Here is a 13,306-nt window from a genome sequence, read left to right as displayed (position 1 = left end):
CGCAAGGTGGTCACACGACGAGCGAGCCGTCGCCGACGACGTTGCGCAGGACCGAGTAGCCGATGACGAGGACTCCGAGCGCACCCCAGGCCGACGCCACGAGGGCCGGTGCCAGCGGGGGGATCCGCCACCAACCCGCGCGCGCCCCCAGCCAGGCGACCCACAACCCCAGCAGGACCGGGACGACGAGCACCCACAGCGGGTTGAGCGCCCACGCGGCCGCGACGTCGAGCGTCGCGAGCTCGTGCGTGGCGCGCAGCGCGCCGCACCCGGCACACAGGAGACCGGTAACGGCATACACGGGGCACACGCCGTAGCTGCCCGGCACGTGCGGGTCGCGGACCGCGAGCACGAGCATGAGACCACCGAGCACCCCTGCGGTCAGCAGGGGTGCTCGGAGGTCGCGCTGTGGTGCGGGCTCGCTCACTGCGAGCTGTTCTCCAGCTCTCGCTCGAGCTGCTCCCAGAACTCGAGTGAGAAGAAGTTGCTGCCGCCGTCAATCTGCGAGATCACCCAGAAGAAGAAGATCAGTCCCAGGATGCTCAGCACGGTCACGGCCCACCCGATGACGAGCCCGGCCGTCGCGGTCCCACCGTTGTTGGCACGGCCCTCGGCTGCGGCGCGCCGGCCCTTCATGCCGAGGATGATCGCGGGGATGCCCGTGAGGAACCCGAGCGTGCACACCACGCCTGCGATCGCGAGACCGATCGACCAGTTGCCGAGCTGGTTGTCGGCGGTGCTGCCGCCACCCGGGTAGCCCTGGTTGTAGTACGGCTGGGCGCCCTGATAACCCTGCTGGCCCTGATAGCCCTGCTGCCCGGAGTAGCCCTGCTGCTGGCCACCGCCGTAGCTCTGCTGGCCGTCCGCGCCGTACAGGGGCGGAGCCGGCTGGCCGCCGGGTGCCATCTCGCCGTAGCGAGGCAGTGATCCACCCTGGCCGGTCTGCGGCCCCTGCGGCTGGTCGCCACCGTTACCCGCGCCGCGGTACGGGTCGGGAGTCGTGCCGTCGGGCGTGCGATAGGGGTCCGGGGTCCCGTTGTCGTCGCTCATCGCGTACCCTCCGCGGGAACCTTCTGCTGGCCGAAGCCGAGCATCTGGAGCACCTTGCCGGCGATGACGCCGACGGCGATGATCGCAGCGCCGATCCAGGCGATCCACACCTCGGAGGCCATCATGGCTCCCGCGACCACGAGCACACCGAGGAACACGACGAGCGTCGTCGTCCAGGCGGCGGTGGTGTGGCCGTGGTTGGTCGGCGGCGCGTGAGGCGGCAGGTACGCCGTCTCCTGCGAGCCCTGGTCGGTCGTGTCAGCCATGGGGTTGCCCTTCCTCTGCGGCCCCGCCGGGACCGGATCGCTTCGCGGGCAGCGCGGCTGCCCGGTGCCCACACTATCTCGCGTGGACGCTCGTCACGTGGCGTCGTCGCCGCGCGTCAGGCTGTCCCACAGCGCGGCCGGGTCGTCGTCCGCCCCGGCCGCGTCGGCCCCGGCAGCTGGCACCGCTGCGGACCGTTCGTGCCGGCGGTCGCCCGCCCAACCGCCACCGGCGAGCGCCACGAGGCCGGCGAGCGCGATCCCGGCTGCGCCGAGCACGAGCGCCACGACGACGAGCTCGCTCGTCTGCGGCGTGCCCCCGAGGGTGGCAACACCGGTGGCCGCCGCAGCCGCGCTGCCCGCCGGCGCCGCCGGGTCGAGCAGCACGCCGACGGACGCAGCCGCGACGACCCCCGAAGCGATCGCGAGCACCGCGACGACCACCCAGCGCCCGACACGCCCGACGAGCCCTGCAGCCACGGCCGCGGCGAGCAGCGCGAGCGCGGCCGCGGCGACGCCAGGTGCGGCGTCGTTGCCGGACACCGCGAGCTCCTGCGGCCCGCCCAGCCCCGCCTGCGCCGTGGCCTCCACCCAGGTGCCGGCAGCGACCGCGAGCACGAGGCCGCCCAGGACGAGCGCCGTGACGACGGTGCGTCGCCGGGTCATCCGCTCCTTCACGGCTCGACCCGGGGGGACGGTGCGAGCCGCGCCGCGAGCTGGACGGCCCGGACAGCCGCGGCCGCCTTGTCGCGCGACTCGACGTACTCGGTGGCAGGCACGGAGTCCGCGACGATCCCCGCACCCGCCTGGACCGAGGCGCGGCCGTCGCGGATCAGTGCGGTGCGGATCGCGATCGCCATGTCCATGTTCCCCGACAGGTCGAAGTACCCGACGCAGCCGCCGTAGATCCCGCGCGACGCGGGCTCGAGCTCGTCGATCAGCGCGATCGCCCGCGGCTTCGGCGCGCCGGAGAGCGTCCCGGCCGGGAAGGTCGCGCGCAGCGTGCCGACCGCGGTCGAGCCCTCCCGCAGGCGTCCCGTGACCGTCGAGCACAGGTGCATGATGTGGCTGAAGCGCGACACCGCCATGAAGTCCGTGACCTCGACGGACCCGGGTGCGCAGACCTTGACCAGGTCGTTGCGGGAGAGGTCGACGAGCATGATGTGCTCGGCGCGCTCCTTCGGGTCCGCGAGCAGCTCCTCGGCGAGCGCAGCGTCGGCAGCGGGGTCGGCGCCGCGCGGCCGCGAGCCGGCGATGGGGAACGTCAGCACGCGGCCGTCGTCGACCTTCACCAGCGTCTCGGGGCTGGACCCGACGACGGCGAACTCGCGGCCGGCGGCGTCGACGAGCTGGAAGCAGTACATGTACGGGCTGGGGTTGATGGTCCGCAGGGCCCGGTACACGTCCAGCGGCGAGGCAGGGCAGTCCAAATCCAGGCGCTGGGACAGGACCACCTGGAAGACCTCGCCGTCGCGGATCGCCTCCTTGCCGGCCTCGACCGCGGCCTCGTAGCCCGCGCGCGTCGTGCGGAACTCGAGCTCGGGCTCGGCGACGTCGCCCAGCATGACGGTGACGTCGCTCGCGCCTGCGCCGCGCCCCGCCACGAGCTGGTGCTGCATGGCGTCCAGCCGCGCCACGGCGTCGGCGTGCGCCTCCTCGGCACGGTCCGGGCTGCCGTCATAGTTGATCGCGTTGGCCACGAGCCACACGCTCGACGTCGCGTGGTCGATCACGGCGACGTCGCTCGCCAGGCAGAGCGTGAGCTCCGGCACGCCGAGCTCGTCCGGGGCCGTCGCCGGGAGCGTCGGCTCCCAGCGGCGCACCACGTCCCAGCCGAGCGCGCCGACGAGCCCACCGGTGAACGGCGGCAGGCCGGGCACCGCCGGGGTGCGGAGCACCTCGAGGGTCTCCTCGAGCACCGCCAGCGGGTCGCCGCTGGTGGGCACGCCGGCCGGGACGTCACCGAGCCAGGTGGCGACGCCGTCGGCGACGGTGAGGGTCGCTCGGGAGCGAACCCCGATGAACGAGTACCGGGACCAGGTCCCGTCGGACTGCGCGGACTCGAGCACGAAGGTGCCCGGGCGTTCCTGGGCCAGGGTGCGGTAGAGCCCGACGGGCGTCACGTCGTCGACGAGCAGCCGCCGCACGACGGGGATGACGCGGCGGTCCGGGGCGAGCTCGGTGAACTCCGCGCGGCTCGGCCACGTCGTGCCCCACGCAAGGTCCGGGCCGGGACCGGGGGTGCGGGACGCGTCGCTCACGAGCTCTCCTCGAGGTTGTGGTCGGTCCGCGGGCGGCGGGCCGTCGTGCGAGTCATTGTGCCCGACGCGCGGTCGGACGAGGCGTGCGGGCTCAGGCTCCCGTCACGGGGAGCGCCCCGCCGGCCTCGAAGCACGTGCGGGTGCCGGTGTGGCACGCGGCGCCGACCTGGTCGACCTCGACCAGCAGGGCGTCACCGTCGCAGTCGAGGGACACGGCCCGCACGTGCTGCGTGTGTCCCGAGGTGTCGCCCTTGCGCCAGTACTCCTCGCGCGAGCGGCTCCAGAACGTGACGCGCCCCTCCGTCAGCGTGCGACGCAGCGCCTCGTCGTCCATCCAGCCCAGCATCAGCACCTCGCGGGTGTCGTGCTGCTGGACGATGGCCGCGACGAGGCCGGCGGGGTCACGCTTGAGGCGCGCGGCGATCGCCGGGTCCAGGGCGGGCGGGGTCTGCTCGGACATGCTCGGATCCTCTCATCGGGCCGCCGGACGGCGATCCTGCGCGGTCAGCGGGTCTGGGCGACCCACGAGGCGTACATCTGCGCGTAGCGCCCGTCGCGGGCCACGAGCTCGTCGTGGTGGCCGACCTCCACGATCAGTCCGTGGTCGACGACGACGACGAGGTCGGCGGCCTCCGCGGTCGACAGCCGGTGGGCGATTGTCAGCGAGGCACGCCCCTGCGTGAGGGAGTCGAGGGCACGGGCGATCCGGACCTCGTTGGCGGGGTCGACCGCCGAGGTCGCCTCGTCCAGGACGAGGAGGTCCGCGCCGGCGAGGTACGCGCGGGCGATCGCGACGAGCTGGCGCTCACCGGCGGACAGGCTCTCGCCGCGCTGCCCGACCGAGGTGTCCAGGCCCTTGGGCAGGTCCCGCACCCAGGGCTCGAGCCCGAGAGCCTCGACGGCCGCGGCGACGCGGTCCGCTGCGGGCTCGGGGTCTAGGTCGTCGTCCCGGATCCCGTACGAGATGTTCTGCGCGAGGGTGCCGTCGAACAGGAAGCCCTCCTGCGGGACCATGACGACGCGCTGCCGGAGCGACGCCGAGGTGATCTCCCGCAGGTCGACGCCGTCGAGCAGCACCGCGCCCTCGGCGGGGTCGACGAGCCGCGTGACAAGCTTGGCCAGCGTGGTCTTGCCGGAGCCTGTCGCTCCGACGACCGCCACCTTGGTGCGTGGCGGGATGACGAGGTTGACGTCGCGCAGCACGCGTGGTCCGCCGGGATAGGCGAACGCGACGTCGCGCAGCTCGACGCGCGCGGGCCCGCGGGGGCTGTCGACGCCGTCCTCGGGCTCGCCCACGAGCATCGGGGTCTCGAGCACGGCGAGGACGCGACGCCAGCCGGCGACGGCGTTCTGCAGCTCGTTGAGGATCTCGGTGGCCATCTGGACGGGGCCGGTGAACAGCTGGACCAGGAACAGGAACGCCAGGAGGCGGCCGACGGTGATCCCGCCGTCCAGCCCGAGGAACGTCCCGGCGACCACGACGGCGGACAGCACGAGGTTGGCCACCAGCACGCCGCTCGAGAACACCGTCGCGACCAGGGCCTGCGCGCGGATCATCGCGCGGCGGGTGGCGGCGATCGCCTGGTCGAGCCGACGGCCCGAGCGCGCGCCCGCGCCGTAGGCCCGGATGGTCTCCGCGCCGACGACGGCCTCGGAGATCGCCCCCAGCATCGCGCCGACCTTCGCGCGCTGGTCCGTGTACGCCGCGTTCACCTTGCGCTGCGCGGGACGCAGGAAGAGGAACAGCGGGATGAAGCACAGCCAGACCACGAGCGTGAGCTGCCACGAGTAGAACGCCATCAGGATCGTCGCGGCGCCGATCTGCAGGGTCGAGACGAGCAGCATGATGCCGCCCCACTGCACGAACAGCGAGATCGTGTCGACGTCGCTGGTGACGCGCGAGACGAGCGAACCTCGCCTCTCGGTGTTCTGCGAGAGCACCGAGAGGTCGTGCACGTGCCGGAACGCCTTGACGCGCAGGCTCGCCAGGCCGGTCTCGGTGCTGCGGAACAGCCGGACGTTGACGAACGCGGAGGACAGGCCCGCGACGATCAGGACCAGGGCCGCGACGAGGACGAGCGCGACGACGCGGGTGGTGTCCACTCCCCCGGGCGCCAGGATTCCCGTGTCGACGGTCTGCTGGACGGCGATGGGCACGACGATGCGTCCGATGGCGGCGACCACCGCGAGAGCGAGCGTCACCTTCACGCCCTGGAGGATCTCAGGCGACACGCGCAGGCCCTCACGCAGGGTCGCCCACACGCCCAGGCCGCTCGCCGCGGCGATCGAGCCGAGGGCGTCGGTGGTCTGCTCGGGGGCAGGCTTGCGGCGTCTCATCGCTCCTCCTTGCGGCGCGTGGTCTCGCGCTCGTAGGCCATCGCCAGGTCGACGTAGCCGGGGTCGTGCGCCATCAGCTCCTCGTGGGTGCCGACCGCGACGACGCGCCCGCCCTCGAGGTGTACGACGGTGTCCGCCATCGCGACGCTCGACATGCGGTACGCGACCATCACGACGGTCGTGCCGTCCTCGCCGCCGCCGCGCAGGCCGGCGAGGATGTCCTGCTCGACGCCGGGGTCCACGGCGGACGTGGCGTCGTCGAGCACGAGCAGGCGCGGGCGCCGCACGAGCGCGCGGGCGATCGCGAGCCGCTGTCGCTGACCACCGGAGAGGTTCGCGCCGCGCTCGCCCAGCGGGGAGTCGAGCTGGCCGGGCAGCCCACGGACGACGTCCGCGACACGGGCGGCCTCGAGCGCCGCCCAGACGGCGTCGTCGTCCGGGCCCTGTCCGTCGTCGGCGAGCGTGACGTTCGCGCGGACGGAATCCTCGAAGATGAACGTTGACTGGCTGACCAGGGCGACGCCTCCGGTCAGGACCTCCGGGCTGAGGTCGCGGACGTCCGTGCCGTCGAGGCGGACCACGCCCGCGCTCGGGTCGGCGAGGCGGGCGAGCAGGGACACCAGCGTCGTCTTGCCGGCGCCCGTGGGGCCGACGACGGCGACGGTGGTCCCGGCGGGCACGGTGAAGCTCACGTCACGCAGCAGGCGGGCGCCGCCGGGGAGGGTGACCTCGACGTCGGTGACCGCGACCTCGAGCGGTCCGACGCCGGGCAGGTCCCGCGTGCCAGGGACGAGCGCACCGGTGGCGTCGAGGACCCGGCTGATGCGGTCGTGCCCGACGAGCGCGCGGGGCAGTTCGCCCAGCACCCAGCCGAACGCGCGCACGGGGACGGCCATCATGGTGAGCAGGTACGCGGCCTGGACGACGTCGCCCGTCCCCACGTCGCCCGAGGCCGCGCGGAAGGTCCCGACGGCGAGCACGATCAGCGTGCCGAACGACGGCAGGAGCTCGATCACCGGGTCGAAGTACGCGCGGACCACGCCCACGCGCACGTTCGCGTCCCGCAGGTCGCGCGCGGTCTTGGCGAAACGGGCCTCCTCGCGGTCCTCGGTCCCGAGCGACTTGACCAGCAGGGCCGCCTCGAAGCTCTCGTGCGCGACGTCGGAGACCTCGGCCCGCAGCTGCTGGGCGGTCGTGATCGCGGGCGACATGTACCGCTGGAAGACGACGTTCACGCCCACGGCGATGGGCAGCACCGTGAACGCGGCGAGGGCGAGCCACACGTCGATCCCGACCAGCGCGACCGCCGCCACGCCCATCATCACGACGACGCCGAGCGCGAACGGGAGCGGGTTAAACACGCCCGTCGCGGCCTCGACGTCCGAGTTGGCGTTCGAGAGCAGCTGCCCCGTGGGGTGCGCGCGGTGCCAGGACATCGGCAGCCGCAGGTACTGCTTCGTGACGCCCACGCGGTGGCGCTCCTGCAGCCGCGAGACGCCGATGCCCGCGAAGACCCGGCGTCCGGCGACCGAGATCGCCAGGCTGAGCGCGACCGCGGCCAGCGTGGCGCCGCCCATCCAGATGTCCTTGCTCGTCACGTCCCCACCCTCGAGCGCGGGCACCACGACGCCGTCCGTGACGTTCCCCAGCACGGAGCTGACGAGCACGGTCAGGGCGCCGAAGGCGCCCGAGGCCCCGATCGCGAGGATGTAGATGCGCCACTCGGCGCGCAGCCCCTGACCCACCAGAGCGAGCGAGCGGCGGGTGGGGGAACCGGTGAGGGCATGGGGTCTGGACGGCACAGCGCTGCTCTCTGACGAGACGGGGGGAATGGCGGCAATCATCTCACGCAGGGCTGACGTGCCAGGATTGGGCGCATGTGGCACGAAGCGGAACGACAGGCCCTCGCGCAGACGCTCCTCGAGGTCGGCCCTGAGGCACCCACTCTCTGCGAGGGATGGCAGACGCGCCACCTGGCGGCGCACCTCGCGCTCCGCGAGCACGCCCCGAGGGTGATCGCCGGCGAGGCGCTGGCGCCGCTGCGTGCGTGGAGCGAACGCCGGACGGCCGCGCAGGCGGAGCTGTTCGAGGAGTCGGTCGCCATGTTCGCCCGTCCCCCGCGCCGGTTCAGCCCGCGGCACGTCGCAGGCGACGCGATGAACCTCCTGGAGTTCTTCGTGCACCACGAGGACGTGCGCCGGGCACTCGGGGAAGCGCCCCGCGAGCTCTCCCCCGCCTACGTCAACGCGGTGTGGCGCCGCACGCGCCAGATGGTCCCGCTGCTGCTGATGCGCTCCCCCGTGCGCGTGGTGCACGTGCTGCCCGACGGGCGGCGCGCCGCGCTGGGCCACGGTGCACGCACGGTCGTGCTGCGCGGGGCCGCCCCCGAGCTCGCCCTGCACGCGTTCGGGCGCGGGGCGAAGGCCGAGCTCACCGCGGAAGGGCTGCCCGAGGACGTCGCCGCGCTCGACCGGGTCCTCCCGCTGCCGGGCTGAGCCGGGTCAGCGCCGGTTCAGCGCACCTGCAGCCCGTCGCGGCGCATCTGGTCCTTGACCTGCCCGATCGTCAGGGTGCCGAAGTGGAAGACGCTCGCGGCGAGGACGGCGTCCGCACCGGCGTGACCCGCAGCGCTGAAGTGCTCGGGCGTACCCGCGCCGCCGCTCGCGATGAGGGGCACGTCCACCTGGGCGCGGACCTCGGCGAACATCTCGAGGTCGAAGCCGGCCGTCGTCCCGTCGGCGTCCATGGAGTTCAGCAGCACCTCGCCGGCGCCGAGCTCGGCAGCGCGGTGGGCCCACGCCACGGCGTCGATGCCCGTGCCGCGGCGTCCCCCGTGCGTCGTGACCTCGTAGCCCGACGGCGTCACGCCCGGCTCGGCCGTGCGGCGGGCGTCGACGGAGATCGTCAGCACCTGCGAGCCGAACCGCGTCGCAATCTCGCTGATCAGCTCCGGGCGCGCGATCGCCGCGGTGTTCACGCCCACCTTGTCGGCGCCGGCGCGCAGCAGCCGGTCCACGTCCTCGACGCTGCGCACACCGCCGCCCACGGTCAGCGGGACGAACACCTCGCTCGCCGTGCGGCGCACCACGTCGTAGGTGGTCTCCCGGTTGCCCGAGGACGCCGACACGTCGAGGAAGGTGATCTCGTCCGCGCCCTCGGCGTCGTAGCGGCGGGCGAGCTCGACGGGGTCGCCGGCGTCGCGCAGGTCAGCGAAGTTCACGCCCTTCACCACGCGTCCCGCGTCCACGTCGAGGCACGGGATCACCCTGACTGCCACGCTCATCCCTGATCCTCTTCCTGGTCGGAGCCGGGGCTCGACTCGCCCTCGTCGCTCGCCCGCTCGCCGTCGTCGTCGGGCTCAGCGAGCGTACCGGCATAGAGGATGTCGATGACGAACACGACCGTCTCCTCCGCCCACGCGGTGTCCGAGCCCCCGTACGCCGTGTCCGGCGGGGCGACGAGCAGCACGCGGCTGCCGACGGTCTGCTCGATCAGCGCGGCGTCCCAGGCGAGGATCGGCTTGGAGTCGCCGACGATCGTGGTGAACGGGGCCCGGTCCGGCGCCCAGGTGGAGTCGAACACCGCGCCGTCGGACCACGTGATGGCGGTGTACTGCACGATCACGGTCTGTCCCTCACGGACCTGCGTGCCCTCGCCGCGCACGATGGGCTGCACGGAGATGCTGGTGGGCGCGTCCCCCTCGGGGACGGCGATCTCGGGTGCGCCGTCGGGGCCGTCCGTGACCACCGGCAACCCCTCGGGCACCTCGACCGGGGTGCCGCTGGCGCGGCCCGCGAGCGTGTCGATGACGAGAGCGACGGGCGTGCCGGCGTCCTCCTCGACGACCAGCACGCGCGAGCCTGCCGGGCGGCCGGCGACGGCTTCGTACATCGACGCGCTGAGCTCGTCCGTGGTGACCCGGAAGGTCTGCGGCAGGTCTCCGTAGGTGTTGACGACCTGCGAGCCGTCCTCGCCGTTCTGGCCGTAGAGGTGGAGCAGGACGACGTCGCCCTCGGCCGCGATGGGTCCCTCACCCTCCCAGACGACCTCGGTGCGCGGCTTCGGGATCGTCAGCGGTTGGCTGTAGGCCAGCGTGGGCGCGCTGCCGTACGGGCCTGAGACGGTGACGTCGTCGACGGCGGGGGGCGGCGCCTCGGAGGTGCAGGAAGCCAGGAGCAGGGCACAGAGCGCAGCGGTCGCCGTCAGGGCGGAACGGGTGCGCGACGGTCGTGAGTTCATCGCCACCATGGTCACATGAGCTCGATGAGCCGTTCGACACGCTCGTCGACGGCGACGAACGGGTCCTTGCACAGCACGGTGCGCTGACCCGGGTCGTTGAGCTTGAGGTGCACCCAGTCGACCGTGTAGTCGCGGCGGGCGTCCTGGGCGGCGCTCACGAACTCTCCGCGCAGCCGCGCCCGCGTGGTGGCCGGGGGGTGGGTGAGGGCACGGACGACGTCGTCGTCGGTGGTGACGCGCGAGGCCAGGCCGCGCTCCTCGAGCTTCGTGAACAGGCCATGCGCGGGCGACACGTCGTGGTACGCGAGGTCGAGGCGCGCGACGCGGGGGTCGTCGAGGGCGAGGTCGTGCTTGGCGCGGTAGCGGTCGAGCAGGCGCAGCTTGATCACCCAGTCGAGCTCGCGCTCGACGATCGTGAGGTCTCCGCCCGTGAGCGCCTGCAGGCCGCGGGTCCACAGGTCGAGCACACGCTCGTCGTGCCCGTAGGTGCCCGTGCGGTCCACGAAGGCGCGGGCCCGGGCGAGGTACTCCCCCTGGATCTCCACGGCGGTCATCGTGCGGCCGTCCGTGAGCTCGACGGGAGCCCGCCCGGAGATGTCCAGGCTGATCTCCCGGATGGCGCGCATGGGGTGCGCGAGCGCGAGGTCCGCCACGGGCTCTCCGGCCTCGAGCATGCGCAGGAGCAGGTCGGTCGCCCCGACCTTGAGCAGCGTCGTCGTCTCCGACATCGACGAGTCCCCGACGATCACGTGCAGGCGACGGTAGAGCTCGGCGTCGGCGTGGGGCTCGTCGCGCGTGTTGATGAGGGGGCGCGAGCGCGTGGTCGCGCTCGAGACGGCCTCCCACATGTGCTCCGCGCGCTGGGAGAAGCAGTAGCGCGGCCCGTCCGGCGTCGCCAGGATCTTCCCGGCGCCCGTGAGCACCTGACGGGTGACGAGGAACGGCACGAGGGCGTCGGCCGTGCGGGCGAAGTCGCCGCGCCGCCGGATGAGGTAGTTCTCGTGGCAGCCGAAGGAGTTGCCGGCCGAGTCGGTGTTGTTCTTGAACAGGTGGATCGTGCCGGCCGGCCCGCCGTCCTCGGCGATGCGCTCGTGGGCGTCCTCCACCAGGTTGGCCACGATCCGCTCCCCGCCGCGGTCGTACGCCACGAGCTGAGCGAGGTCGTCGCACTCGGCCGTGGCGTACTCGGGGTGCGACCCGACGTCGAGGTACAGGCGCGAGCCGTTGCGCAGGAAGACGTTGGAGGACCTCCCCCACGCGACGACCTTGCGGAACAGGTGACGCGCGACCTCGTCGGCGCCGAGCGTCGGACCGCCCGGCACCTGCGGCACGAACGTGATGCCGAACTCGGTCTCGAGGCCGAAGATCCGTCGCGTCACGAGGCGTCCGTCAGGAGCGACGCGAGCTCAGCCTCGCCGACCCGGCGGAAGGCCCGTCCGGGCTGGGCGCGCTCGAGCAGGCCGACCTCAAGGTCCGTGGCCGTGAGGCGCTCGTCCCCGGAGAGGACGTCGACGGCGGACCGCAGGGCTGCCCCGAACGGTGCGGCGGGATCCCAGGCCTCCTGCAGCCCGGTCGCCGCCCGGTCAGCGTCGCCGCCCACCACGACGACGCCGGTCTCGTCCGTGACCGAACCGTCGAAGGACACCCGGTAGAGCTGGTCGTCGTGCGGCGTCGCGCCGACCTCCGCAACGACGATCTCAACCTCGAGCGGCTTGGCCTCGTTGGTGAACACGGAACCGAGGGTCTGCGCGTAGGCGTTGGCGAGCCCGCGCGCCCGGACGTCCGCACGGTCGTAGGAGTAGCCGCGCAGGTCGGCGTACCGGACGCCCGCGACCCGCAGGTTCTCGAACTCGTTGTACTTGCCCACGCCGGCGAAGGCGATGCGGTCGTAGATCTCGGAGACCTTGTGCAGCACGCGGGAGGGGTTGGCGGTCGCGAGCACGATGCCGTCGCGGCACGTGACGACGACGACGGACCTGCCGCGGGCGATGCCCTTGCGCGCGAAGTCCGCACGATCCTTCATGAGCTGCTCGGGCGAGACGTAGTACGGCATCGTCATGAGCGGTCGCTCCCGTCGTGCGCGGCGCGGCGGTCGGCGACGATCTGCGCGGCGACGGCCTCGAGCTCGGCGTCCGGCACCCGCTGGTACCCCGCGGCGGTCACCGTGGCCACGACGGGCCAGATCCGCCGGACGAGGTCAGGGCCGCCGGTCGCCGAGTCGTCGTCGGCGGCGTCGACCAGGGCCTCGACGGCCACCCGGACGGCGGTGCTGCGGTCCAGCCCGGACGACCAGAGCTTCTTGAGCGCGCTCTTGGCGTACACGGCCCCGGAGCCGACGGCGTGGAACTCGTGCTCCTCGTAGCGTCCGCCGGTGACGTCGTAGGAGAAGATCCGCCCGGCGCCCGCGGCGTCGTCGTACCCGGCGAACAGCGCGGCGACGGCGAGGCCCTGCATGGCCAGCGGGAGGTTGGCGCGGATCATCGCGGCGAGGCGGTTGGCCCGGCCGTCGAGCGACAGCGGCGAGCCCTCGATCTTCTCGTAGTGCTCCAGCTCGAGCTGGAAGAGGCGCACGAGCTCGAGCGCGATGCCAGCGGTGCCGGCGATACCGATCGCGGAGCTGCGGTCCGCGGGGAAGACCTTCTCGATGTCGCGGCTCGCGATGTGGGTGCCGGCGGTGGCGCGGCGGTCCCCGGCCATGACGGCGCCGTCAGCGAACCGGGCCGCGACGATGGTGGTGCCGTGCACCGCCCCCGGGAGGGCGCCCGCTCCGTGCGCGCGCGGCAGCAGGTCCGGTGAGGTCGCGGCGAGCAGCTCGACGAACGAGGCGCTGCCCGGGCGCAGGAACGCGGCGGGGAACCGGCCGCCTGCTGCTGCGTCGTCCTGGGTCATGGGCGTCTCACTGCCCGCCCTTCTGCACGAACCCGCGGACGAAGGCCTCCGCGTTGGTCTCCAGGACGGAGTCGATCTCATCGAGCAGGGCGTCGACCTCGTCGTCGCGACCCTGCGGTGTCGCGCGCACCTGCGGCGCGTCGTCCTCGGGGCCGGTCTCGGGTCCACCCGAGCGCCTGATGTGCTCCTGACCTGCCATGAGCTCCTCCTTCGTCGACCCGACCATCTCACCACATCCGCTGAGTGCACGACGATGGCGGTCTCAGC

The 13,306-nt window shown here is 73.1% G+C and carries 15 protein-coding genes; 1 reads left to right on the top strand and 14 read right to left on the bottom strand.

Features of this window, described 5'->3' with window-relative positions:
• Positions 1-10: 10 nt before the first annotated feature.
• The 8 genes from BMZ30_RS05515 to BMZ30_RS05480 form a co-directional block, all read right to left on the bottom strand.
• The gene (locus tag BMZ30_RS05515) at positions 11-427 is read right to left on the bottom strand and encodes a DUF2752 domain-containing protein (RefSeq protein ID WP_229828595.1); all 417 of its coding nucleotides are present in this window, start codon (positions 425-427) and stop codon (positions 11-13) included.
• Positions 424-1,050, bottom strand: a complete 627-nt coding sequence (locus BMZ30_RS05510) for a DUF4190 domain-containing protein (protein ID WP_093375997.1) — start codon at positions 1,048-1,050, stop codon at positions 424-426. The genes BMZ30_RS05515 and BMZ30_RS05510 overlap by 4 nt, the downstream gene beginning before the upstream one ends.
• Positions 1,047-1,316, bottom strand: a complete 270-nt coding sequence (locus BMZ30_RS05505) for an HGxxPAAW family protein (RefSeq protein WP_093375995.1) — start codon at positions 1,314-1,316, stop codon at positions 1,047-1,049. Before BMZ30_RS05505 ends, BMZ30_RS05510 begins: the two co-directional genes overlap by 4 nt.
• Before the next feature lie 93 nt (positions 1,317-1,409).
• Complete coding sequence (locus BMZ30_RS05500; RefSeq protein ID WP_093375993.1) at positions 1,410-1,979, bottom strand: Trp biosynthesis-associated membrane protein; 570 nt, start codon at positions 1,977-1,979, stop codon at positions 1,410-1,412.
• 8 nt (positions 1,980-1,987) lie between these two features.
• Entirely contained in the window at positions 1,988-3,574 is a 1,587-nt protein-coding gene (locus tag BMZ30_RS05495; RefSeq protein WP_093375991.1) for an anthranilate synthase component I, read from the bottom strand.
• A 91-nt stretch (positions 3,575-3,665) separates the two neighbouring features.
• A complete protein-coding gene (gene hisI, locus BMZ30_RS05490; RefSeq protein ID WP_093375987.1) occupies positions 3,666-4,034 on the bottom strand; it encodes a phosphoribosyl-AMP cyclohydrolase in 369 nt (122 codons plus the stop codon).
• Between the two features lie 44 nt (positions 4,035-4,078).
• Entirely contained in the window at positions 4,079-5,911 is a 1,833-nt protein-coding gene (locus BMZ30_RS05485; RefSeq protein ID WP_093375985.1) for an ABC transporter ATP-binding protein, read from the bottom strand.
• Positions 5,908-7,755, bottom strand: coding sequence for an ABC transporter ATP-binding protein (locus BMZ30_RS05480; protein ID WP_093375983.1), 1,848 nt, complete (start codon positions 7,753-7,755; stop codon positions 5,908-5,910). Before BMZ30_RS05480 ends, BMZ30_RS05485 begins: the two co-directional genes overlap by 4 nt.
• 33 nt (positions 7,756-7,788) lie before the next feature.
• Between BMZ30_RS05480 and BMZ30_RS05475 the strand changes: the two genes are divergently transcribed.
• A complete protein-coding gene (locus BMZ30_RS05475) occupies positions 7,789-8,406 on the top strand; it encodes a TIGR03085 family metal-binding protein (RefSeq protein ID WP_093375981.1) in 618 nt (205 codons plus the stop codon).
• A 17-nt stretch (positions 8,407-8,423) separates the two neighbouring features.
• Here the strand turns inward: BMZ30_RS05475 and hisF are convergent, their stop codons facing one another.
• Genes hisF through BMZ30_RS05445 form a run of 6 tightly spaced genes read right to left on the bottom strand, consistent with a single transcriptional unit; the run spans position 8,424 to position 13,238 of the window.
• On the bottom strand, positions 8,424-9,194 hold the full coding sequence (gene hisF / locus BMZ30_RS05470; protein ID WP_093375979.1) for an imidazole glycerol phosphate synthase subunit HisF: 771 nt from the start codon (positions 9,192-9,194) through the stop codon (positions 8,424-8,426).
• Entirely contained in the window at positions 9,191-10,150 is a 960-nt protein-coding gene (locus tag BMZ30_RS05465) for an FKBP-type peptidyl-prolyl cis-trans isomerase (RefSeq protein ID WP_177191289.1), read from the bottom strand. Before BMZ30_RS05465 ends, hisF begins: the two co-directional genes overlap by 4 nt.
• Positions 10,151-10,161: 11 nt before the next feature.
• Positions 10,162-11,529 carry a Pup--protein ligase gene (gene pafA / locus BMZ30_RS05460; protein ID WP_093375975.1) on the bottom strand — a complete coding sequence of 456 codons (1,368 nt, stop codon included), beginning with the start codon at positions 11,527-11,529 and terminating at the stop codon, positions 10,162-10,164.
• Positions 11,526-12,209: a proteasome subunit alpha gene (prcA, locus tag BMZ30_RS05455; protein WP_093375973.1), complete on the bottom strand. Its 684-nt coding sequence runs from the start codon at positions 12,207-12,209 to the stop codon at positions 11,526-11,528. The genes pafA and prcA overlap by 4 nt, the downstream gene beginning before the upstream one ends.
• Positions 12,206-13,039, bottom strand: a complete 834-nt coding sequence (prcB, locus tag BMZ30_RS05450) for a proteasome subunit beta (RefSeq protein ID WP_093375971.1) — start codon at positions 13,037-13,039, stop codon at positions 12,206-12,208. Before prcB ends, prcA begins: the two co-directional genes overlap by 4 nt.
• A gap of 7 nt (positions 13,040-13,046) precedes the next feature.
• Positions 13,047-13,238, bottom strand: coding sequence for a ubiquitin-like protein Pup (locus BMZ30_RS05445; protein WP_093377289.1), 192 nt, complete (start codon positions 13,236-13,238; stop codon positions 13,047-13,049).
• Positions 13,239-13,306: the final 68 nt, after the last annotated feature.

Origin of the sequence: Flavimobilis marinus (assembly GCF_900113055.1) — a bacterium.
Lineage (GTDB): Bacteria > Actinomycetota > Actinomycetes > Actinomycetales > Cellulomonadaceae > Flavimobilis > Flavimobilis marinus.
The sequence above is the reverse complement of the archived record's forward strand: the minus strand, read 5'-3'. Positions and strand labels throughout refer to the sequence as shown.